Origin of the sequence: Nocardia elegans NBRC 108235, from assembly GCF_001612845.1 — a bacterium.
Classification (GTDB): Bacteria; Actinomycetota; Actinomycetes; order Mycobacteriales; family Mycobacteriaceae; genus Nocardia; species Nocardia nova.
Window position 1 is genome coordinate 37,414 of the sequence record NZ_BDBF01000025.1, and the last position, 20,034, is coordinate 57,447.

Here is a 20,034-nt window from a genome sequence, read left to right on the forward strand (position 1 = left end):
GCATGAGCTACGAACCCACCGATATCGAATTGAAGAATCTGCTCGACCGCTGGGTCGGGCAGTGGAACGAACCCGATGTCGACCGGCGTCGGGAGCTGATCCGCGAGGTCTGGGCCGAGGACGGCTATCAGGTCATGGTCAATCCGCCCGAGGGCATTCGCGATACCGCCCGCCACTACGGGGTCTCCGCTCCGGCGATCGAGGTCCGCGGCTACGACGCGATGTTCAACCGTGTCACCCGGGCATACGACATGTTCGTCGCCGACGGTGAGCATGTCTTCGAGCCCGAGGGCGAGCCGGTTCGGCACGCCGGGGCCGCCGTGGCCCTGACCTGGGTGATGCGTTCGCGCGCGGACGGCACGGTCGCAGGATCCGGACTCGAGGTGCTGACCTTCGACACCGACGGGAGGGTGCGCACCGACCACCAATTCGTGAAGTGAGCCGCCGCGGGCCTGTCGGTGCGCATGTCTAGGGTGCAGGAATGCCTCGCGACCTCGCCGATCTGCCGTATGCCCGGAGTCTGACGCCACTGCTGGAACCGCTCGCACCCGACACCGAGTACGAGCGGGTCCACCTCGACGCCACGTCCCTCGAGGAGGTGTCGGCGGGCGGCTCCTGGTTCAGCGAGTCGGCGCTGACCGGTGTGGTCCTCGGCGGCGGCAGCCTGAATCACTGTCGATTCGACGACGTCTGGCTGCGCGGGGTGCGGTGGATCGGGATCGACGCCTGCGAAACTCGGTGGCTGAATGCGGAATTCGTCGACTCCGCGTGGTCGGGAGTCATCGCCGTCGACGCGCAGCTGCGCCGCATCCGGTTCGAGGGGTGCAAATTCGAATCGGTGAACTTCCGCGCGGCCACACTGCAGGACGTGACCTTCGCCGACTGCGTCTTCCGCGATACCGACTTCTCCGCCGCCACACTTCGGAAGGTCGACTTCCCCGGATCGCGGCTCGAAGGCGTCGCCCTGCACGGGGCCACCTTGAAGGATGTGGACCTGCGGGGCGCGGCCGCCCTGGACCTCATCGCCGATATCGGAACGCTGAAGGGGGCGATCATCACCACACCCCAGCTGATGGAGATGGCGCCCGCCTTCGCGCGGGCGGCGGGAATCATCGTGCGCGACAATCGGATCCGCGACTAGCCGCTGGATACGCCCGGGATCTGGCCGATACCGTAGGTCACGACCATGGCCAGCGCACCACCGATCACCACCCGGAGCACAGCCCGGCGTCGATTGCTGCCGCCCAGGCGCGCACTCAGCGATCCGGTCGCGGCCAGCGCGACCAGCACGGCGGCGAAGGTCACCGGAATGCGCCAGCTCGCCGGCGGAAGCAGAATCGCCAGCAGCGGCAACAGGGCGCCGCAGGTGAACGCCAGCGCGGAGGAGAACGCGGCCTGCCACGGGTTGGTCAGCTCGTTCGGGTCCAGACCCAATTCCGCCTCGGCGTGCGCGGCGAAGGCGTCGTGGGCGGTCAATTCCTGCGCGACCTGCCGCGCGGTCGCCTCCGACAGTCCTTTGTGCCGATAGATCTCGGTCAACTCGGTCAGTTCGTAATCGGGATCTTCGGCGAGCTCCCGCTTCTCCAGCGAGAGCAGGGCACGTTCGCTGTCGCGCTGGGTGCTGACCGAGACGTATTCGCCGGCCGCCATCGACAGCGCACCTGCGACCAGCCCGGCCACACCGGCGGTGAGGATGGGCGTGGTAGCCGCGGTGGCCGAGGCGACGCCCACCACCAGGCCCGCGGTCGACACGATGCCGTCGTTGGCGCCCAGCACCCCGGCCCGCAACCAATTCAGCCGGGAGGCGAAACCGCCGCCGTGGGGTTCGTGCGGATGCTTCCAGCTCCCGGAGTCGCGCACATTGTCGGAGTCGTTCACGGATGCAGAGTAGGCCGCCGAGCGGGCCGGGTGGTGGACCTGCCCCGCAGGCGAGCCGCGTCCGCCGCCGAGGCGAGCCGGGATCGGTAGCATGCGTGCCATGAATTCCCTTGTCACACGCGCTATGTCCACGGTCGCCGAACAGCTGGGCAATCCGCACGGGGTGCTGGGCAAGGTGGTCGCGCGGATGCTGAACCGGGCCAATCGCTTCGCCATCGACGCCGCGGTCGAGGCGGCCGAGGTGGGCGCGGGACAGGCCGCGGCCGATATCGGCTTCGGCGGCGGTGTGGGGCTGTCGATCCTGCTGCGCACCGTCGGTGAGGCGGGGACCGTGCACGGCGTGGAGATCTCTCCGGATATGTCGGCGCGTGCCCGTTCTCGCTTCGCCCGCGACATCGGCACCGGCCGGTTGCGGATCGTGGAAGGCGCGCTCACCGAGCTGCCGCTCGCATCGGCGAGCCTGGATGCGGTGATCACGGTGAATACCGTCTATTTCATCGACGATCTGGACCGGGCCTGCGCGGAGCTGGCGCGGGTGCTGCGCCCGGGTGGCCGGGTGGTGGTCGGCATCGGGGATCCGGCGGCGATGGCGAAGATGCCGTTCACCGCGCACGGCTTCCGGCTGCGGCCGGTCGACGAGGTATCGGGCGCGCTGGAACGAGCCGGGCTGGCGGTCGAACACCGGCAGATCGACCGGCAGCCCATTCCGGCTCATCTGCTCATCGGGCGTCCGGTTCGCGAGGACTGAGCGCCGGCAGGGCGACCACGTCGATCGCGCGACTCACGGCGCCGATCTCGTCGGGCACCGCGGCCAGCGCGATGTCGACGGTGAAGCCCATGGGTGCGTCGAGCGGCCGGAGGAAATCGTCGTAGTGCATCGGCACGACGGTGGCGGGGCGCAGCCGCGTCAGGATCCGGTGCCAGTAGTCCGGCGTCACCGACCGTCCGGCCACTCCGGCGAGGAAGATGTCGACGTCGCGGTGCCGGATCGCGTCATCGATGAGATCGGCGCTGCCCTGGTGGTAGATCTCGATACCGGCCACCGCGATGTGGATGCCCCAGGTCTGTCCGCAGCCGTACGCCATCGGCGCCAGCGCGGCCAGGGATTCGCAGCTGGTGTCGCCGGGGGAGGGGATCCGGGTGCCGAACGGGATCTTCGAATGCACGCTCGGCACGAAGGTCACCGTGAACGGTCCTAGTTCGTAGCGGCGGTACGGCTCCACCTCCACACCCCGATCACCGAGTCCGTGCAGGGCCATCAGATTGCGCACCGACCGTGAGCCGTAGACCGGGCAGCCGAAACGGCGCGCGAGCTCGGGAGCGTCCAGCGCGTGATCCCAATGGCCGTGTCCGACAACGATTCCCGATACGTCGCCGAGGCCGGGCAGGAAGCGGTCGATCGATGCCGGATCGGGAAGCGCGGTGCGGCGGCGCACCACCGTCGACAACGGCACCCGGGTGAGGAACGGATCGACGAGCAGTGTCGCGCCCTCGTAGGTCATTCGATACCCGGCGGTGCCCAGCCATTCGAGTTCGAGACCGGCGGGCAGCGTCAGCGGCCGGGCTTCGAGCTCGCGCAATGCCTGCGCATCCTCGCGGTCGCGCGCGCTCTTGTTCAGGAAGTAGCGGGCATAGCCGGCGGTGTGCCGAAGCGGATCGAGCACCGTCGAGAGAGCGGACATCGGTCCATTGTGCGCCAACCGGGTCACGGACGGTCCTCGGCGAGCACCTTGTGCAGGGCGGTGGCGAGAGCGCCGAGTTCGTCGGCGCCCAGACCGGCGAAATGCTGGTCGACGACCGCGTGATGATGGGGGGTGGCCTCGTCCAGCCGCTGCCGCCCCGCCATGGTGATGGCGACGTACGCCGATCGGCCGTCCGCGGGATTGGTTTCGCGGGTGACCAGGCCGCGCGCCTCCAATTCGGTGACCAGGCGGCTCACCCGGGTGCGACTGAGCACCATGGTCGCGCCGAGGTCGCTCATCCGCAGACGCGGCGTGCCCGCGAGTTCCACGAGCATGTCGTACCAGCTGGCGGGCATGCCGTAGCCGCGACGCAGTTGGGCATCCAGCTCCGGGCGCAGGTCGACGTACACCCGCTGCAACGCCCGCCACACCTGGACCGAGGCGGGTACTGAGCTCCCGGATTCCGGCACGCCGCCGATCTTAGACGGCCGTCACCCCGGCCGCCCGGCGTGCGCCGATCGCCGCTCGGCGATAACCGGTGGCCACCGGTTCTACGATTCGGACATGGATATGCGCGCGAGCGTGGAACTTCCCCCCGACTGGCAGGACCGGGTACGCGGCGCCCTCGCCGGCTCGCCCCGGCCGGAGTTGGCGAGTGGTTCACTGCGCCCGCTGGGCGCCGGGCTGGACAGCGTTGCGCTGCAGCTGGATTCGGCGGGACAGCCCTACGTGTTGCGCCTGCCTCAGGACCCGCACGGCGCGGAAGGAATCGCGCGCGAGGCCGGTCTGCTTCCGGAATTGGCCCCGTTGCTGCCGGTGCCGATTCCGCAATTCCTGTTCACCGCGCCGAATCCGCTGGGGCCGGGCGAGTTCTGCGTGTATCCGCTGGTCCCGGGCGAATCGCTCGACGAAGAAGAATGGGCCGAGCTTGGATTGCTGCGCTCCGTCGCGGCGCGGACGATCGCGGAGTTGATCGATCGGATCCATTCGTTTCCGGTGGACCGTGCACGGAGCTTCGGTGTCGAGGTCACCGATCTGCGGTGTGATTTCGCCGCGGATCTGAAGTCCGTTCGCGCCGAGGTGCTTCCGTTGCTGGACGCGGCCGAGGCCGAGGAGTTGTCCGCGGCCTGGCAGCGATATCTCGACGACGACGCGAACTTCGCCTACGAACCGACCCTCATCCATGCCGATATGAGCCTGGATCATCTGTTGATCACCGGCGGCGCGATCAGCGGCCTGATCGACTTCGGCGATGTGGAGATCGGCGACCCCGACTACGACCTCTGCTATCTGTACCCGGAGGCGGGACGCGACTTCGTGTGCGAGATCCAGCGCTGTCGCGCGCGGGATCTCGAGCCCGTCACCGAGACCAAGCTGCGCTTCTGGGCATGTGCCGACCCCGCCCTCGACGTACTGGACGCGATCGAACAGGGCCGCACGGACTTTCGCGACCAGCGACTGGCGGTACTGCGGCAGGCCCTGCGCAGCTATCGGCCGAACGGCGAGTGAGCCTCAACGACGTTCGTAGAAACCGTCGATCCGGGCCCGGCCCACGGCCTGCGCGGCCGCCAGCACATCCCGGGGTTTCGCGTTCTCTACAGGTTTGCCCGCGGCTGTGGTGAGGGGCGCGCCGAGGGCGAACAACTGGAAGACGTACCGGTGCGGACCGTGCCCCTTGATCGGTGCGGGACCCATGTACCCGCTGCCGAAACCGGAGCGCAGCACCCGTACCCCCGGCTCGGTGGTATCGGCACGTACTGCGTTCCGTGTCAAGCTCCGCAGCGACGGCTCGAGGAGCGCGACGCAATGGACGAACGGCTTCCGCATCGGAGCGTCGGGATCCTCGACGACCAGCAGAAAGCCTGTCGCGTCGTCGGGCGCGCCGCTCCAGTCCAGCGCCGGGGACTCGTCGGCGCCACCGATTCGGTGGGAGGCATGCCGGATGTCGAGCGTGGTCTCCGGCTCGAAATCCGGACTCGTGAGCCGAAAGACGGTGTCGCTGCGCAGGTTCGGCTGATTCCACGCCAGCTCCGATGTACCGGCGCGGCGATTGGCGAGCAGTTTGCCCAGAATGCTCATCGGTTCTCCTTCTCCGACCGAGGTGGACGCAGCCGCCGCGCCGCCGGTCGCAGCAGCGGGCGGGCGAAGTGATGGATTTCGACGGTGGCATCGAATTCCAGGGTGGCTACCGCACCGGGAGCACCGGCCCACTCCTCCGGGACGGCGACACCCGGCCAGGTGTGACCGCCGCCGACTACCGTCCATACCGTCACGGCGGTATCGCCGATGCCGTGTGCGGCGGTGACGCGTCGTGAGCCGGCGGTCGTGACGGTAGTTCGTTCGTCCGCGCATCGGTCGAGGCTCGCCCAGTGCTGGGCGGTCGCGGCGGCGCCGAGAATCCGCCCGCGCGGTTCGCCGTCCGGCCCGCGGTGGCGGGAGTAGCCGCCGGCGAGCGGAACAAGGGGATCGGCATCGCCGTTGATCAGCATCGCCGACACCGCGTGGGTCGGCCGCACCGCGGTCAGATCGGCGGGCAGCGCACCGGCCACCGCGGCGAAGACGGCGACCCGTTCGCTGCATTCGAGCGCGAGACGATGAGACATGAAGGCGCCGTTGGATATTCCGGCCACCAGCGTTCGATCGGATGAGGTCCGGAACTTCTCCGCGCACCAGTCGATCATGGTGCGCAGGAACCCCACGTCGTCCACCCCGTTCTCCTCCGCGGCCGTGACGCCGCGGCCGTCCGCCCAACTGCCGTGGCAGCCGTCCGGATAGACGACACCGACACCCCATTCCTCGGCGTGATCGGCGAATCGGGTCCAGTCGTGCATGAGCAGACCGCCGCCCGAGGCATCCGGTCCCATATTCCCGTGCAACGCGACGATCAGCGGACTGTCCGGATCCCGGGGCGGTCGCAGATGAAAGCTCCGGCGCCGGCCGTCGTGGGTCTCTGGTAGCCGCCTTGTGGCCGATCACACGTGACACGGGTCATAGCGATAGCGGATCGTTGCTGATAACAGGTTCCAGAACTCGCGTTCACTTAAGGCAGCGGCTGGAAGGTGACCGACGTCGGCGGCATGGCCGGGGCCCTACCCGAACAGTGACAGCCCTGCCCGAGCAGTAGTGGCCCCGGACAGCGCCCGGACCCTCAGTGGCCTGGCAGCACGCACACGGTGTCGAGTCCGAGGACGCGGTTGAGCCGGCCGAACGCCAGCCACGAACCGATGCACATGCTCAGCTCGACGATCTCGGCTTGGCTGTAGTGCGCACGCATCCGGGCCCAGAACTCGTCGTCCAGGTTGTGGTGGTCGAGGACGTAGCGTTCGGCGTACTCGGCGGCCAGCCGGGTTCGATCGTCGAAGGAATCGGTGGTGCGCCAATCGGTGACGGCCTGCTCGAAGCCGATCTCCACCTTCTGCCCGTCGCGCTCGGTGCGCCAGTCCTGACAGAACAGGCAGCCGTTGATCTGCGCGATCCGCAGCCGCGCCGCCTCGAACTCTCGCAGTCCGAGGGTGCTGTGGGAGTAGACCGCCAGCGACAGTTTCGAGGCGGCGGGCCCGATCCCCGGCACCATCTCACCCCAGACGTAGCCGATCGGATCCTTCCCCTCGGGGATGTCGATGTTCATTGCGGTGTCCTTTCGGATGGGTCGCTCGCGAATCTGCCGACCGCGGGGCGCAAGGGGACGTCGAGGGCGTCGTAGAGGCCGGGCTCGGCCGCGGCCAGCCAGTCGATGGCATTGACCAATCTGCCGACGGCAGTGGCATTTCCGCCGGCGGCGCGGTTCCCGCCCTCGGTCTCGGCCTCGACGGTCACCTCGATGCGCGGATCGCCCTCCACGATGATGCGATGCGCGCCCGCGCCGTCGGGCGGGCGCGGCCAGTCGGGTGCGCAGTCGGGGTGGATGCGGGTGACGTGTTCGATCACGATGCGCGGCCGGCCGCCGACCATGCCCTGCACCTCGAATCGCACCGCACCCTGGGTGCCCGCGTCGAAGTCACCCATCGCCGCGGTGCTCACCGTGGTGTCGAGGGCACGCCGGTCCAGCGTCTCGCGGATGCCGTCGAGTTCGGCGCCCAGGGCGCGTGCCATCAGGCGAATCTGACCGCCCCACACCATCGTCGGGACACCGGGCGCGGTCATCGGCGGCTCGTAGTCCATCGGCTGTCCCATTCCGACCAGGTAGCGCACCGAATCCGGCTGATCGTAGGTGGAATAGTCGAAGATCTCCTGGCAGCGGATCGTGTCGACCCGGTGACCGAGCCCGCTCACCAGCAGCGGCAGCACGTCGTTGCCCCACCCGGGATCGATACCCGAGACGAACAGCGAACCGCCGCCCGCCGCGATCGCCGCCAGCACCGGCTCGCGCACCTCGGCGGGAGCGTTGCGGGGATCGTAGAGCGCGTAGAGGGCGGGGGTGACGACCACGGCGCCCGCGCGGATCGCGGCCACGATATCGCGCAGGGCGTCGTCGGGCCGGATATCGCCGGACGCGGCATACACGACCGCGCGGGGATGGCGTGCCAGCAGGGCGTCGACATCGGCCGAGGCCGGGACACCGAGGTCGTGATCGAGTCCGGCCAGCCGGCCCGCATCGCGCCCGACCTTGGCCGGATCGTGCACCAGCACCCCGGTCAACTCCAGTTCGGGGTGCGCGTGCACGGCGCGGATCGCGGCACGGCCGACATTGCCCGTACCCCAGACGATCGTCGAGATCATCGCTCCGACACTAGCAAGTGCTTGGTTCGCTGTGGGCGTTTTGCCGGGTCTGCCGTCGGTCCCTTTGCCCGGACACCAGGCCGTCGGCTCAGCTCGGCGCGCCGTGCCGTTCGGTACCCTGATCGGCATGGTGATGCGGATCCGTTCGACGGCGCTGATGCTGTGCGCCCTCGTACTGTCCGTGGTCGCCGCCACGATCATGCCTGCGGGCGAACCGAATTCACTGCTGGCGGTTGCCGCCGCGGCGGTGCTCGCGTTGGCGGTCGTCGCCGCCTACTCCAGCCGGGTGCGACTGCAGCCGATCGGTGGCAGCAGTGGACCACCCGTGTCGGCGCAGCAGCGGCGGCGGGGATCTTTTCTGCGACAGAGCAATCCGGATACGGCGGGCCGGGTGCGGCCCAGGGCACCGGGGCGCTGGAGCTGATCGCGCGTAACCCACGCCGGTGCTCCCAGCCGGCCGCAGTGAACGCGCAGCTGTCCAGCCGCCCCTGTTCACTCGCCCGTACCTTCACGGGTGCCTCGAAGTGAGGTGATATCCCATGCTCGATTTCGTGTACTACCCGGTCGCCGCCGTTCTCTGGCTCTGGCACACCGGATTCGCCGTCCTGTTCGGCGCCGCGAGCGGCCTGTCCTGGGCCCTGGCGATCGTCATGCTGGTGGTGACCCTGCGCGCTGCCCTGTATCGGCCGTTCCTTGCTCAGGTCCGGTTCTCCCGCACGATGGCCGTTCTGCAACCGAAGATGCGGCAGCTGCGCGCCGAATGCGGCGACGACCGCGAGCGATTGGCCGTGGAAACCCGGAAATTGCAGCAGCAGCACAACTTCAACGTGCTCAGCGGCTGCCTGCCGGTGCTCGTGCAACTGCTGATGTTCCTGGGACTGCTGCATGTGCTGCATTCCTTCGACCGCACCGGCGGCGGCTCGTATGTGCCGTTCCTCGGCAACACCACCGCGATGTCCGCGGCGCAGAACGCCGATACCGCGAATTACGTGTTCGCACCGGAGCAAGTGCGGTCGTTCCTGCACGCCGATCTGTTCGGCGCACCGCTGTCGGCGACGCTGACCTCCACCGACAGCGTGGCGTCGGTGGCCGTCGTGGCGGTCCCGCTGGTGCTGATCGCGGCCGTCGCGACCCACTACACCGCGCGGGCGTCGATCGCTCGCCAGCTCGAGATCACCCCGCAGATGCGGCTGATCAACGCGGTGACGTTGTGGCTGTTTCCGCTGGGCACGCTGGTCGCGGGCCTGGTGATGCCGGTCGGCATCCTGGTCTACTTCGCGACCAGCAATACCTGGACCTTCGTGCAGCAGCACGTCGTCCATCGCAGGCTCGGCCCGCTGGAACCGCTACCGCCCCCGGCGGTCCCGACGATCTAGGCCCGTTGCTGTTCGGCCGGGGCGGTCTCGTGCACATCCGCATGCGGGGCGCCCCAGCCGATATGCGATTCGGCGCGCAGGCGATCGATCATGTGCGGATAGTGCAACTCGAATGCCGGTCGCTCCGAACGGATTCGGGGCAGTTCGTAGAAGTTGTGCCGGGGCGGCGGGCAGGTGGTCGCCCACTCCAGCGAATTGCCGTACCCCCACGGGTCGTCCACCGTGACCACCTCGCCGTAGCGGTAGCTGCGGAACACATTCCAGACGAAGGTGATCATCGAGAAGGCGAGGATGAACGACCCGATGGTGGACACGGTATTGAGCGTGGTGAATCCGTCGGAGGGCAGATAGTCGGCGTAGCGACGCGGCATCCCTTCCGCACCCAGCCAGTGCTGCACCAGGAAGGTCGTGTGGAAGCCCACGAAGGTGGTCCAGAAGTGGATCTTGCCGAGTCGCTCGTCGAGCAGCCGGCCGGTCATCTTCGGGAACCAGAAGTAGATGCCGCCGAACGTCGCGAACACGATGGTGCCGAACAGCACGTAATGGAAGTGCGCCACAACGAAATACGTGTCGGTGACATGGAAGTCCAGCGGCGGGCTGGCGAGGATGACGCCCGACAGGCCGCCGAACAGGAAGGTAACCAGGAATCCGAGCGCCCACAGCATCGGCGTTTCGAACGTGAGCTGGCCCTTCCACATCGTGCCGATCCAGTTGAAGAATTTCACCCCGGTCGGGACGGCGATCATGAAAGTCATGAAGGAGAAGAACGGCAGCAGTACGGCTCCGGTGGCGAACATGTGATGTGCCCAGACCGCCACCGACAGCGCCCCGATACTCATCGTCGCGTAGACCAGGGCGGTGTAGCCGAACACCGGCTTGCGGCTGAACACCGGGAAGATCTCGGTGACGATACCGAAGAACGGCAAGGCGATGATGTAGACCTCGGGATGGCCGAAGTACCAGAACAGGTGCTGGTAGAGCAGGTTGCCGCCGGTCGCGGGATCATAGATGTGGCCACCGAGATGGCGGTCGTAGGCCAGGGCCATGAGGGCCGCGGTGAGGATCGGGAAGACCATCAGGACGAGCACGCTGGTCACCACGATGTTCCAGGTGAAGATCGGCATCCGGAACAGGGTCATACCCGGCGCGCGCAGGACGATCACGGTGGTGAGCATGTTGACACCGCCGAGGATGGTGCCCAGGCCGGAGACGGCCAGACCCAGAATCCACATATCGCAGCCCACCCCCGGGGAGTGCACGATATCCGACAGCGGGGTGTAGGCGGTCCAGCCGAAGTCGGCGGCGCCGCCGGGTGTGACGAATCCGGCGGTGGCGAGTGTGGCGCCGAAGAGATAGAGCCAGTAACTGAGGGCGTTGAGTCGTGGGAACGCCACATCGGGCGCGCCGATCTGCAACGGCAGGATGCAGTTGGCGAAGCCGAACACGATCGGCGTGGCATAGAACAGCAGCATCAGGGTGCCGTGCATGGTGAACAGCTGATTGAACTGCTCCGGCGACAGGAACTGCAGCCCGGGGCGAGCGAGCTCGGCCCGCATCAGCAGCGCCATCAGGCCGCCGACGAGGAAGAACGCCATCGAGCTGACGATGTACATCATGCCGAGCAGCTTCGGATCGGTCGTCGTGACGATCGTCCAGATCTGCGAACCCTTCGGGGCGATCCGCCGGGGATAAGGCCTTGCGGCTTCGATCTCGGCGGCGCCGCGAGATGGTGCTGTAGTCACAGTTCCTCCTCGAGCCCAACCATCTTCGAGTGTGGCACCGCGGCAAGATCAACGTGTCGAATCCCGCCGGGTATCGGTGCGCGATCGGTCGTGATCTTCGCCGGACGCGCCCATGCTCCCATCGATACCCACTTCCCGGCAGATGGATCGCCGGAAACTTCCACGAGGATCGCTGGGAAGTAACGGATGCTTCGGTGACCTCCACGGAAGCGACGGCCGGGAGTACGGTGGGACCCGACCGTTCCGGAGTGGTTCTGAGGTGAGTGTGGCGGTGCGGACCGTAGCTGTCCGTTCGCTCGCCGCTGCGACGACGAGATTCCGAGATACGAGGTGTGGACATGACCGCTGCCTGGCCCAGTTCGTTCAACTCCTTCGACGATCTGTTCAATCGCTTCTTCGGCCCCGGGATGGCCGCGCAGCCACCGGTACAGCGCATCGATCTGGGCCGGCTGCTCAGCGACAGCGCCAAGGAGCTGATCGCGATCGCCCGCTCGGCCGCGCAGGACTGGGGTAATCCGGAGGTCACCGCCGAACATCTGCTCTACGCCGCCACCCAGGTCGAACCGTCGCGCGGGATCATCGCCCAGCTGGGCCGGGATCCGGACCAGGTCGCCGCGCAGATGCGCGGTGCCGCCGGCAGCGGAGAGGCCACCGCGACCGCGGGCGGCCAAGTCGTCCTGGGACCCGGCGCCAAACTGGCCCTGCGCACCGCGCAGCGCAACGCCGCCGAAGCGGGATCGAGCTACATCGGCCCGGAGCATATCTTGCTGGGCATTGCCGACAATCCGGAAAGTCCTGCCGCGCAGGCTCTTTCGGGGGCGAAACTGCCCGTCGCCGAGGGGCAGAAGAAGCCCACCGACACTCCGACGCTCGATGAATACGGCCGGGATCTGACCGCCGAGGCCCGAGCGGGCAAGGTCGACCCGGTCGTCGGCCGCGCCGAGGAGATCGAGCAGACCGTGGAAATCCTTTCCCGGCGGCGCAAGAACAATCCGGTACTCATCGGCGACCCCGGTGTCGGCAAGACCGCGATAGTCGAGGGCCTGGCGCAGCGCATCGTCAACGGCGATGTGCCCAGCACCCTGGCCGACCGGCGGGTGGTGGCCCTCGATGTGGGCTCGCTGGTGGCGGGCAGCAAATACCGCGGCGAATTCGAGGAGCGGCTGACCAAGATTCTCGACGAGGTCCGCGAGCACTCCGACGAACTGGTGCTGTTCATCGACGAGTTGCACACCATCGTGGGCGCCGGCACCGGCGGCGAGGGCTCGATGGACGCGGGCAACCTGCTCAAACCGGCGCTGGCCCGCGGCGAACTCCATGCCATCGGCGCCACCACCGTCGACGAATACCGGCGCTACATCGAAAAGGACGCCGCTCTGGAGCGCCGCTTCCAGCCGGTGCTGGTCTCGGAACCGTCGGTCGCCGACACCATCGAAATCCTGCGCGGACTCGCCGACGTCTACGAGGAGCACCATCAGGTGCACTACGACGACGAGGCGCTGGTCGCCGCGGCGGAGCTTTCCGACCGCTACATCACCGACCGGTTCATGCCCGACAAGGCGATCGACCTGGTCGACCAGGCCGGCGCCCGGGTCCGGTTGCGCACCCGCATGCCGGGCCCGGATCTGCGCGCGGCACAGGAGGAATCGTCTCGCCTCGAGCGTGAGAAGGATGCCGCCGTCGCGGCGGAGGACTACGCCCGCGCGGACGAACTCAAGAGCGAGATCGCCGCCGCCGAGGAACGGGTCGGCCACATCACCGCCGACGAGGCGCCGACGGTCACTCTCGACGACATCGCCGAGGTGGTGTCCAAGCAGACCGGAATTCCGGTGTCGGAGTTGACGGTCGAGGAACGACAGCGCCTGCTGCAGTTGGAGGACGTGCTGCACAAGCGGGTGATCGGGCAGGACGAGGCGATCGTGGCCGTCGCCGAGGCGGTGCGCCGCGCCCGCGCCGGGATGAAGGATCCGAACCGTCCGATCGGCTCGTTCCTGTTCCTCGGCCCGACCGGTGTGGGCAAGACGGAATTGGCGAAAGCGCTGGCGGAGGCGGTGTTCGGCGACGAGGACCGGCTGATCCGATTCGATATGAGCGAATTCCAGGAGAAGCACACGGTGTCCCGCCTGGTCGGCGCACCGCCCGGATATGTGGGCTACGAGGATGCCGCACAGCTCACCGACAAGGTTCGCCGCCAGCCGTATTCGGTGATCCTGTTCGACGAGGTGGAGAAGGCGCATCCGGACGTCTTCAATGTGCTGCTGCAGTTGCTCGACGACGGGCGCGTCACCGACGCCAAGGGCCGCACGGTCGATTTCAAGAACACCATCGTGATCATGACCAGCAATATCGGTTCGGATCTGATTCTGAAGGCCACTTCGGCGGAGCTCGACGCCATCACCCCGCGGTTGATGGAGCGGCTGCAACAGCATTTCCGGCCGGAATTCCTCAACCGCATCGACGAGACCATCGTGTTCCACCGGCTCGACCAGGAACAGCTGCGCCGCATCGTCGATCTGGTTCTCGACGGCCCCCGGCGCCGCCTGCGGGCCCAGGATATCGAACTCGACGTCACCGACGCGGCGCGGGATTGGTTGTCCGAGAACGGTTATCAGCCCGAATTCGGCGCTCGCCCGCTACGCCGGACGGTGCAGAAGCAGCTGGAGAATCAGGTGTCCCGGCTGGTGCTCGGTGGCGAGCTGAACCCGGGCGACACCGTGCGCGTCGATGCCGACGGGTCCGGGCTGCTCGTCGCCGCGGTGGCCGGATCCGGGGCCGAACGCTCGCTCGACGCCTCCGCGAACGGCCAGAAGCCGAAGGGTAAGAAGACGAACGGTAAGTCCGATGCCAAGTCCGAGAAGAAGTCCGGAGCGAAGTCCGGAAAGAGCTGACATCCGCCAGGAGTCCGGCATGGTGAGTTACGTGGCCGATCCGCGCGTCGACGCCTACATCGACGCGCTACCGGCGTGGCAGCGTGATATCTGCCGCCAGGTGCGCGCACTCGTCCACGCCGCCGACGCGGATGTCGCCGAGACCGTAAAGCGCAGAGTACGACCGTATTTCGTCCTCGACGGCAACATCTGCGCGCTTCTGGCGACGAAGACGCACGTCGACATATTCCTCTACGACGGGGCGATGGTGCCCGATCCGGAGGGGATCATCACGGGCGGTCACGACAACACGACGGCGCGCACCGTGGCGATTCGCGAGGGGGAGACGATCAACGCCCCCGCGCTGTCGGCGATGCTGCGGCAGATCATCGCGAACAATCGCGCAGGCGGTTGGCGCAAGCTGAAACATGGTGCCGCACAGGTGGATTGACGGATCTCTCCGGCTGAGTTCATGAACCCCGTGCGGCGGATCGGCGCAGGCCGGCATGTCGCCGTGGGCGGATCGCGCGGTCCGGAGCCGTGGCCGTTTTCAGCCCGCCGTTGTCGTGTCCGCAGGGGCTTGTGCGTAGACGCCGGCGGTGAGTTCGCGCATACATCTGACCACCAGGGGAGCCGGTCCGCTCGCTCGCGTATCGGTTCGCGCTGCGGCCGAGGATGTTTCGGCAACACTACCCGGCTGTGCCACCGGGCCGTCGTCGTCGGCCCATTGCTCGAGCCCGATGCGGATCGCGCCGGCTGCCGCGGCGGCCAGGGTGCGCAGGCGCAGCGGATCGGTGTCCGGGGACAGTTTCGTCAGCAGCTCCAGCAGGGCGTGCTCACCGGTGAGGTTGACCCGGAACCAGACCGCGCGCAGGGCCGAATCGTCGGCCATCGCGCGCAACAGGCCGCGGGTGATGTCGAGTTCGTCGCGGTCCACCACGTTCAGCGCGCGGATCGCGGCGGTCTCCAGTTCCGCGATCGTAGGCAATCGGTCCGGTCCGTCGCCGAGGATGTCCAGCCAGCGAGACGCACCCGCCGACAGCATCGGTTCCACGGCATCCTCTTTGGTACGGCAATAGCGATAGAAGGTGCGCAGGCCGACGCCGGAGGCGGCGGCGATCTGCTCGGCGGTGACCGCCGCGGTGCCGCGCTCGGCGAACAAGCGGGCGGCGGTGTGGGCGATCTCCATCCGGGTCGCCGACTTGCGCCGCGCGGCCAGGTTCGGGCGCGGCGATGCGGGGGCGGACGGGCCGGTTCTCGACTCGGGCATGAGTCACCTCCTGTCCGCACAGTCTAAGCGTGAATTGCCACTCTGGCACAACGTGCCACTCAGGCGTACTGTGTCAAACAAAACGAGAAAATCGCAGTTGAGGAGAGTTTTCGCAATGGAGCGTTTCGCAGACCGCCGGGTTCTGATCACCGGCGGCGGATCCGGGATCGGCCGCGCCACCGTGCATCGCATCCTGTCCGAGGGCGGCACCGTGGTGGCCGCCGACGTCAACGAGGCGGGGCTGGCCGAAACCGCGAAGCAGGCCGCCGAGAAGGGCAGCGCCGATCGGCTGACCACCGTCACGATCGACATCTCCGACGAGTCCTCGGTGCAGGCCGGGGTCGCCAAGGCCGTGGAGACCCTGGGCGGGCTGGACGCGCTGGTCAACGCGGCCGGCATTCTCCGCTCGGCGCACACCCACGAGATGCCGCTGGCGGACTGGAACCGCATCATCACCACCAACCTCACCGGCACCTTCCTGATGATCCGGGAATCGCTGCCTGCGCTGCTGGACAGCGGCCGCGGCGTCATCGTGAACTTCGCTTCCACGTCCACCTACTTCGCGCACCCGTATATGGCCGCCTATGCCGCGTCGAAGGGCGGCATCATGTCGATGACCCATGCGCTGGCCTCGGAGTACTCCAAGCAGAACCTGCGCGCGGTGGCCGTGGCGCCCGGCTCGATCTCGAGCGATATGACCGACGGCCGCGGCCCGGGCCTGCCCGAGGACGCCGACTTCTCGCTGTTCACCAAGCTCATGCCAATGCTCGGCCAGGGTTTCGCCTCGCCCGACACGGTCGCCGGCGTGGTGGCCATGCTCGCCTCCGACGACGGCGCTTTCATCACCGGCACCGAGGTGCGCATCGACGGCGGCACCCACGCCTGATGCGGCGAATCGGTCCGGGCCGTCCCGGTCATCGGGAAAGCCCGGACCGAAACAGAAACGTGTTCTATTGTGCTGGCGGGGCCGAAACCAGGAGGTGACCGCGATGGATCTGGTTGCGTTGGAAGAGATTCGTGCGTTGAAATACCGCTATCTGCGGACGCTGGATCTGCGGGAGTGGGACGAGTTCGCCGATACCCTCGCCGCGGACGCGGTGGCCGATTACGGCTCGCCGTCGGGCGGTAAGCCGCTGCAGTTCGAGGGCCGCGACGCCATCGTCGGCTATCTCAGCGGCGCGATGACCGGCACCATGATCACCTCGCATGTGTGCAGTCATCCCGAGATCGCGGTGGACGGCGATTCCGCCTCCGGCAGTTGGTGTCTGGAGGATACGGTCATCGTTCCCGAGCACGGGATCATGATTCGCGGCGCCGCGTACTACCGCGACACCTATCGCCGTGAATCCGACGGCCGCTGGCGCATCACGAAGACCGGCTATCAGCGCAACTACGAGGCGATGATGCCGCTGGCCTCGATCCAGGGATTCACCATCACCGCCAGCCGCTGGGACCCCAGCGTCACGCACTGATCCGGTCGGCCGCTCAGGCCCGGGCGGTGCGCCGGATCGCGGTGGGAGTGCTGTCCCACCAGCGGCGCGCGCAGCGGGTCAGGGTGGCCTGTTCCGCGAGGCCGAGCAGTGAGGCGATCTGGCTCATCGGCAGATCCGTCGTGGTCAGATAGCGTCGGGCCTCACTGCGGCGCACGTCGTCGACGATGGCGGCGAAGGTCGTGTGCTCGGCCGCCAGGCGCCGCTGCAGGGTGCGCGGATGGATCGTCAAAAGCCTTGCCACCGAATCGATCTGCGGTGCGGTCGTGCCCAGCAGCTGTTGCACGGCGGCCCGCACCCCCGGCACCGTGGAGGCGCCGGTGTCACCGGCCTGTTCGGCCAGGAATGCCACCGCCAGCCGGCGCAGATTCGCATCGCCGCCCGCGATCGCCCGGCTTGTGAGGTTGCTCGGCAGCCGCAGCATGGCCGCCGGTCGCTCGAAGCGCACCGGAACGCCGAAGAAATTCTCGTAGGCCGCGCGCGGACCCGGCGGGCGGTACGGCAGCTCCACCGAGCGCAGGCCGTACGGGCCGTCGACCAGCCGGATCAGCGTGCGATGCAGAAATCCCAGGCCGAGATCGGTGCCCTGGACGGGTTGGGGGAACCCCGGTTCGACGCCGTAGCGCAGGGCCGTGACACCACGGTCGCCGTAGGGATCCGGTTCGATGGTCAGGCTCAGCGAGCGCGCGTGCACGAACAGGTAGCGCGAGGTGCACTCCAGCGCATCGGCCAGGGTCGGCGAACTGCGGATGGCCAGCGCGAGCGGTCCCAGCATGCCGAGGTCCTGCCGGGCGGCGATCCGGAGGCCCAGATCGGGACACCGCAGCCGGTCGGCGGCGATCTCCAGCACCAGCGCCATCGCCTCGTCCGACACCAGCAGATCGTCCGCGTCCAGGGCGGCGATCGGGTAACCGGCCGCGGCCGCGTATTCCTCCGCATTTCCCCCGAGTTCGGCCACGGTCGCGCGAAAACCGCGCAAACCGGCCGAGCGGATCACCGACATGTCGTTCAGAATCAAATACTTGTCGCGCAAAATCAAGAATGCCGCGGGCGGAACCAGGAGACTGGAACCATGACCGCAGCTGGTGAATATGTCGACGTCGTCATCGTGGGCGCTGGTCTGTCCGGAATCGGCGCCGGTTACCGCGTGCAGACCGAATTGCCTGGAAAGTCCTATGCGATTCTCGAGGCGCGCGAGTCGCTGGGCGGCACCTGGGACCTGTTCCGGTACCCCGGCATCCGCTCGGATTCGGATATGTTCACCCTCGGCTACCCGTTCGAGCCGTGGCGCGATGCCAAATCGATCGCCGACGGTCCCTCGATTCTGCGCTACATCACCGAGACGGCGCGCCGCTACGGGATCGACAAGCATATTCGCTACGGCACCAAAGTCGTTGCGGCACAATGGTCCAGCGCCGAGTCGCGATGGACGCTGACCCTGCGGCAGGGCGATGCGGAGCGCACGCTGAGCTGCCGCTTTCTCTACTCGTGCGCCGGCTACTACGACTACGACGAGGGCCACGCTCCCGAATTCCCCGGCGTGGAGACCTTTTCCGGCACCATGGTGCATCCGCAGTTCTGGCCGGAGGATCTCGACTACGCCGGCAAGAAGGTCGTGGTCATCGGCAGCGGCGCCACCGCCGTGACGCTGGTTCCGGCGATGGCCGAGCAGGCCGAACTGGTGACCATGCTGCAGCGTTCACCGACCTGGATCTCCGCGGTGCCCGGCCGGGACAAGCAGGCCGACAAGATTCGGGAACTGCTACCGGCGGGCTTGGCGCATCGCGTGATCCGCACGAAGAACATCCTGTTCAACGTCGGTTTCTATCAGTACTGCCGACGTCGTCCGCAGGCGGCGCGCAAGCTGCTCACCGGGCTGACCACTCGCATTCTCAAGGACGAGAAGCTGGTCGCCGAACACTTCACCCCGGAGTACAACCCGTGGGATCAGCGGCTGTGCGCGGTGCCGGACGCCGACTTCTTCAAGGCGATGCGCAAGGGTAAGGCCGAGGTGGTCACCGATCACATCGACACCTTCGTGCCCGAGGGCATCCGGCTGACATCGGGTCGGGTGCTCCCCGCCGACGTCGTCATCTCGGCGACCGGCCTGAAGTTGCTGGCCTTCGGCGGCATCACGCTGGAGGTCGACGGCGAGCCGGTGAACCTGTCCGACCGGTTCGTCTGGCAGGGAACGATGCTCACCGGCGTTCCCAACTTCGCGGTCTGCATCGGCTACACGAATGCGTCCTGGACGCTGCGCGCCGACCTGACCTCACGGCTGGTGTGCAAGGTGATCGCCCATATGGACCGGCGTGGATACGACGCGGTGGTACCGCAACCGCAGGGCGAGCTCACCGAACATCCGCTGCTCGACCTCGCCTCCGGCTACATCCAGCGGTCCATCGGCGACTTCCCGCGGCAGGGCGATCGGCATCCGTGGAAGGTGCGGCAGAACTACCTGCTGGATTCGGCCACGACCATGCGCACGAATCTGGACAAGACGCTGCAGCCGGTCCGGCGCACGGCGGCGCTGTCGAACGCCTGAGCGCCGCGCCGGACCGGTCCGGTCAGCTCGCCCAGGGGCCGACGCCGCCGATCTTGTCGATCCGTACGCGGGTCAGCAGTCCCGGCGGTGCGTCGGCAGGGGGGAAGTTCAGACCCGGTGCGGCGAGCACGGCGGCCAGTTCCTTCAGCAGTTCGGGCGCCCCGCCCTCGACGATGCGCGCGGTGCCGATGACGGACAGATACGGTCGCATGAACTCGCTGGGCTGATCCGAGACGATGGTCAGCGCCACCCGCGGATCGCGGCGCACGTTTCGCACCTTCAGATATTCGCCGAGATGGGCGCTGACCAGCTCGTCGCCCTCGGGAGTGGACTGCAACGCCACCCAGACGACGGAAATCTGCGGGCTGCCGTCGGCATTCAGGGTGACCAGGGTCGCGTTGGCCCCGGCGCCGACGAATTCGCGCGCGGAATCGGGAAGTCGCATATCCAGTCCGACGCCTGCGC

General features: G+C 67.7%; 22 protein-coding genes. 11 read left to right on the forward strand and 11 right to left on the reverse strand.

Features of this window, described 5'->3' with window-relative positions; all coding sequences use genetic code 11:
• Positions 1 to 2 precede the first annotated feature (2 nt).
• Positions 3 to 440, forward strand: coding sequence for a hypothetical protein (locus NE2_RS18485; protein ID WP_063027838.1), 438 nt, complete (start codon positions 3 to 5; stop codon positions 438 to 440).
• Between the two features lie 41 nt (positions 441 to 481).
• The gene (locus tag NE2_RS18490; RefSeq protein ID WP_063027840.1) at positions 482 to 1,141 is read left to right on the forward strand and encodes a pentapeptide repeat-containing protein; all 660 of its coding nucleotides are present in this window, start codon (positions 482 to 484) and stop codon (positions 1,139 to 1,141) included.
• Here the strand turns inward: NE2_RS18490 and NE2_RS18495 are convergent.
• Complete coding sequence (locus tag NE2_RS18495; RefSeq protein ID WP_063027841.1) at positions 1,138 to 1,878, reverse strand: VIT1/CCC1 transporter family protein; 741 nt, start codon at positions 1,876 to 1,878, stop codon at positions 1,138 to 1,140. The genes NE2_RS18490 and NE2_RS18495 overlap by 4 nt on opposite strands.
• Positions 1,879 to 1,978: 100 nt before the next feature.
• On the opposite strand from NE2_RS18495, the gene NE2_RS18500 reads away from it, so the two are divergent.
• Positions 1,979 to 2,626 carry a class I SAM-dependent methyltransferase gene (locus NE2_RS18500; RefSeq protein ID WP_063027843.1) on the forward strand — a complete coding sequence of 216 codons (648 nt, stop codon included), beginning with the start codon at positions 1,979 to 1,981 and terminating at the stop codon, positions 2,624 to 2,626.
• Here NE2_RS18500 and NE2_RS18505 read toward each other — a convergent pair.
• Both NE2_RS18505 and NE2_RS18510 read right to left on the reverse strand, forming a co-directional pair.
• On the reverse strand, positions 2,598 to 3,560 hold the full coding sequence (locus NE2_RS18505) for an MBL fold metallo-hydrolase (RefSeq protein ID WP_084494154.1): 963 nt from the start codon (positions 3,558 to 3,560) through the stop codon (positions 2,598 to 2,600). The two genes, NE2_RS18500 and NE2_RS18505, sit on opposite strands and share 29 nt — an antisense overlap.
• Before the next feature lie 23 nt (positions 3,561 to 3,583).
• A complete protein-coding gene (locus tag NE2_RS18510; protein WP_063909422.1) occupies positions 3,584 to 4,030 on the reverse strand; it encodes a MarR family winged helix-turn-helix transcriptional regulator in 447 nt (148 codons plus the stop codon).
• Positions 4,031 to 4,124: 94 nt separating this feature from the next.
• Between NE2_RS18510 and NE2_RS18515 the strand changes: the two genes are divergently transcribed.
• Positions 4,125 to 5,069, forward strand: coding sequence for a phosphotransferase (locus tag NE2_RS18515; protein WP_063027847.1), 945 nt, complete (start codon positions 4,125 to 4,127; stop codon positions 5,067 to 5,069).
• Between the two features lie 3 nt (positions 5,070 to 5,072).
• On the opposite strand, the gene NE2_RS18520 is transcribed toward NE2_RS18515, so the two are convergent.
• The 4 genes from NE2_RS18520 to NE2_RS18535 all read right to left on the reverse strand — a co-directional run bounded on the left by NE2_RS18520 (position 5,073) and on the right by NE2_RS18535 (position 8,279).
• Positions 5,073 to 5,639, reverse strand: coding sequence for a YbhB/YbcL family Raf kinase inhibitor-like protein (locus tag NE2_RS18520; protein WP_063027849.1), 567 nt, complete (start codon positions 5,637 to 5,639; stop codon positions 5,073 to 5,075).
• Positions 5,636 to 6,424, reverse strand: a complete 789-nt coding sequence (locus tag NE2_RS18525) for a CE1 family esterase (protein WP_063027851.1) — start codon at positions 6,422 to 6,424, stop codon at positions 5,636 to 5,638. The genes NE2_RS18520 and NE2_RS18525 overlap by 4 nt, the downstream gene beginning before the upstream one ends.
• 284 nt (positions 6,425 to 6,708) lie before the next feature.
• Positions 6,709 to 7,188, reverse strand: a complete 480-nt coding sequence (locus tag NE2_RS18530) for a carboxymuconolactone decarboxylase family protein (protein ID WP_030516078.1) — start codon at positions 7,186 to 7,188, stop codon at positions 6,709 to 6,711.
• A complete protein-coding gene (locus NE2_RS18535) occupies positions 7,185 to 8,279 on the reverse strand; it encodes an NAD(P)H-dependent amine dehydrogenase family protein (RefSeq protein WP_063027853.1) in 1,095 nt (364 codons plus the stop codon). Before NE2_RS18535 ends, NE2_RS18530 begins: the two co-directional genes overlap by 4 nt.
• Before the next feature lie 127 nt (positions 8,280 to 8,406).
• Here NE2_RS18535 and NE2_RS18540 point away from each other — a divergent pair, with 127 nt between their 5' ends.
• Together NE2_RS18540 and yidC are read left to right on the forward strand one after the other, a co-directional pair.
• Complete coding sequence (locus NE2_RS18540; protein WP_030516076.1) at positions 8,407 to 8,703, forward strand: DUF6412 domain-containing protein; 297 nt, start codon at positions 8,407 to 8,409, stop codon at positions 8,701 to 8,703.
• Between the two features lie 115 nt (positions 8,704 to 8,818).
• A complete protein-coding gene (gene yidC / locus NE2_RS18545; protein WP_063027855.1) occupies positions 8,819 to 9,655 on the forward strand; it encodes a membrane protein insertase YidC in 837 nt (278 codons plus the stop codon).
• On the opposite strand, the gene ctaD is transcribed toward yidC, so the two are convergent.
• Positions 9,652 to 11,397 carry an aa3-type cytochrome oxidase subunit I gene (gene ctaD, locus NE2_RS18550; RefSeq protein ID WP_084494138.1) on the reverse strand — a complete coding sequence of 582 codons (1,746 nt, stop codon included), beginning with the start codon at positions 11,395 to 11,397 and terminating at the stop codon, positions 9,652 to 9,654. The two genes, yidC and ctaD, sit on opposite strands and share 4 nt — an antisense overlap.
• A 338-nt stretch (positions 11,398 to 11,735) precedes the next feature.
• Here ctaD and NE2_RS18555 point away from each other — a divergent pair, with 338 nt between their 5' ends.
• Positions 11,736 to 14,285, forward strand: coding sequence for an ATP-dependent Clp protease ATP-binding subunit (locus NE2_RS18555; RefSeq protein WP_063027857.1), 2,550 nt, complete (start codon positions 11,736 to 11,738; stop codon positions 14,283 to 14,285).
• A 19-nt stretch (positions 14,286 to 14,304) separates the two neighbouring features.
• The gene (locus tag NE2_RS18560) at positions 14,305 to 14,715 is read left to right on the forward strand and encodes a DUF1801 domain-containing protein (RefSeq protein WP_063027859.1); all 411 of its coding nucleotides are present in this window, start codon (positions 14,305 to 14,307) and stop codon (positions 14,713 to 14,715) included.
• A gap of 99 nt (positions 14,716 to 14,814) precedes the next feature.
• Here the strand turns inward: NE2_RS18560 and NE2_RS18565 are convergent, their stop codons facing one another.
• Positions 14,815 to 15,534: a TetR/AcrR family transcriptional regulator gene (locus tag NE2_RS18565; protein WP_084494139.1), complete on the reverse strand. Its 720-nt coding sequence runs from the start codon at positions 15,532 to 15,534 to the stop codon at positions 14,815 to 14,817.
• A 115-nt stretch (positions 15,535 to 15,649) separates the two neighbouring features.
• On the opposite strand from NE2_RS18565, the gene NE2_RS18570 reads away from it, so the two are divergent.
• Both NE2_RS18570 and NE2_RS18575 read left to right on the forward strand, forming a co-directional pair.
• On the forward strand, positions 15,650 to 16,420 hold the full coding sequence (locus NE2_RS18570; RefSeq protein WP_063027861.1) for an SDR family NAD(P)-dependent oxidoreductase: 771 nt from the start codon (positions 15,650 to 15,652) through the stop codon (positions 16,418 to 16,420).
• 103 nt (positions 16,421 to 16,523) lie between these two features.
• Entirely contained in the window at positions 16,524 to 17,006 is a 483-nt protein-coding gene (locus NE2_RS18575) for a nuclear transport factor 2 family protein (protein WP_063027957.1), read from the forward strand.
• Between the two features lie 13 nt (positions 17,007 to 17,019).
• Here NE2_RS18575 and NE2_RS18580 read toward each other — a convergent pair whose 3' ends face one another.
• Positions 17,020 to 18,027, reverse strand: a complete 1,008-nt coding sequence (locus NE2_RS18580; RefSeq protein WP_062968414.1) for an AraC family transcriptional regulator — start codon at positions 18,025 to 18,027, stop codon at positions 17,020 to 17,022.
• Between the two features lie 69 nt (positions 18,028 to 18,096).
• Here NE2_RS18580 and NE2_RS18585 point away from each other — a divergent pair, with 69 nt between their 5' ends.
• Complete coding sequence (locus tag NE2_RS18585) at positions 18,097 to 19,569, forward strand: flavin-containing monooxygenase (protein WP_063027863.1); 1,473 nt, start codon at positions 18,097 to 18,099, stop codon at positions 19,567 to 19,569.
• Positions 19,570 to 19,591: 22 nt separating this feature from the next.
• Here NE2_RS18585 and NE2_RS18590 read toward each other — a convergent pair whose 3' ends face one another.
• Entirely contained in the window at positions 19,592 to 20,014 is a 423-nt protein-coding gene (locus NE2_RS18590; RefSeq protein ID WP_063027865.1) for a PPOX class F420-dependent oxidoreductase, read from the reverse strand.
• Positions 20,015 to 20,034 lie beyond the last annotated feature (20 nt).

Bases quoted from the DNA above. Each gene is read 5' to 3' on its own strand.
- NE2_RS18585 (WP_063027863.1), top strand. From the start codon at position 18,097: ATGACCGCAGCTGGTGAATATGTCGACGTCGTCATCGTGGGCGCTGGT.
- NE2_RS18485 (WP_063027838.1), top strand. From the start codon at position 3: ATGAGCTACGAACCCACCGATATCGAATTGAAGAATCTGCTCGACCGC.
- NE2_RS18590 (WP_063027865.1), bottom strand. From the start codon at position 20,014: ATGCGACTTCCCGATTCCGCGCGCGAATTCGTCGGCGCCGGGGCCAAC.
- NE2_RS18555 (WP_063027857.1), top strand. From the start codon at position 11,736: ATGACCGCTGCCTGGCCCAGTTCGTTCAACTCCTTCGACGATCTGTTC.
- NE2_RS18500 (WP_063027843.1), top strand. From the start codon at position 1,979: ATGAATTCCCTTGTCACACGCGCTATGTCCACGGTCGCCGAACAGCTG.
- NE2_RS18540 (WP_030516076.1), top strand. From the start codon at position 8,407: ATGGTGATGCGGATCCGTTCGACGGCGCTGATGCTGTGCGCCCTCGTA.
- NE2_RS18535 (WP_063027853.1), bottom strand. From the start codon at position 8,279: ATGATCTCGACGATCGTCTGGGGTACGGGCAATGTCGGCCGTGCCGCG.
- yidC (WP_063027855.1), top strand. From the start codon at position 8,819: ATGCTCGATTTCGTGTACTACCCGGTCGCCGCCGTTCTCTGGCTCTGG.
- NE2_RS18505 (WP_084494154.1), bottom strand. From the start codon at position 3,560: ATGTCCGCTCTCTCGACGGTGCTCGATCCGCTTCGGCACACCGCCGGC.
- NE2_RS18515 (WP_063027847.1), top strand. From the start codon at position 4,125: ATGGATATGCGCGCGAGCGTGGAACTTCCCCCCGACTGGCAGGACCGG.
- NE2_RS18490 (WP_063027840.1), top strand. From the start codon at position 482: ATGCCTCGCGACCTCGCCGATCTGCCGTATGCCCGGAGTCTGACGCCA.
- NE2_RS18530 (WP_030516078.1), bottom strand. From the start codon at position 7,188: ATGAACATCGACATCCCCGAGGGGAAGGATCCGATCGGCTACGTCTGG.
- NE2_RS18525 (WP_063027851.1), bottom strand. From the start codon at position 6,424: ATGGGACCGGATGCCTCGGGCGGCGGTCTGCTCATGCACGACTGGACC.
- NE2_RS18570 (WP_063027861.1), top strand. From the start codon at position 15,650: ATGGAGCGTTTCGCAGACCGCCGGGTTCTGATCACCGGCGGCGGATCC.
- NE2_RS18575 (WP_063027957.1), top strand. From the start codon at position 16,524: ATGGATCTGGTTGCGTTGGAAGAGATTCGTGCGTTGAAATACCGCTAT.
- NE2_RS18520 (WP_063027849.1), bottom strand. From the start codon at position 5,639: ATGAGCATTCTGGGCAAACTGCTCGCCAATCGCCGCGCCGGTACATCG.
- NE2_RS18565 (WP_084494139.1), bottom strand. From the start codon at position 15,534: ATGCCCGAGTCGAGAACCGGCCCGTCCGCCCCCGCATCGCCGCGCCCG.
- NE2_RS18580 (WP_062968414.1), bottom strand. From the start codon at position 18,027: ATGTCGGTGATCCGCTCGGCCGGTTTGCGCGGTTTTCGCGCGACCGTG.
- NE2_RS18560 (WP_063027859.1), top strand. From the start codon at position 14,305: ATGGTGAGTTACGTGGCCGATCCGCGCGTCGACGCCTACATCGACGCG.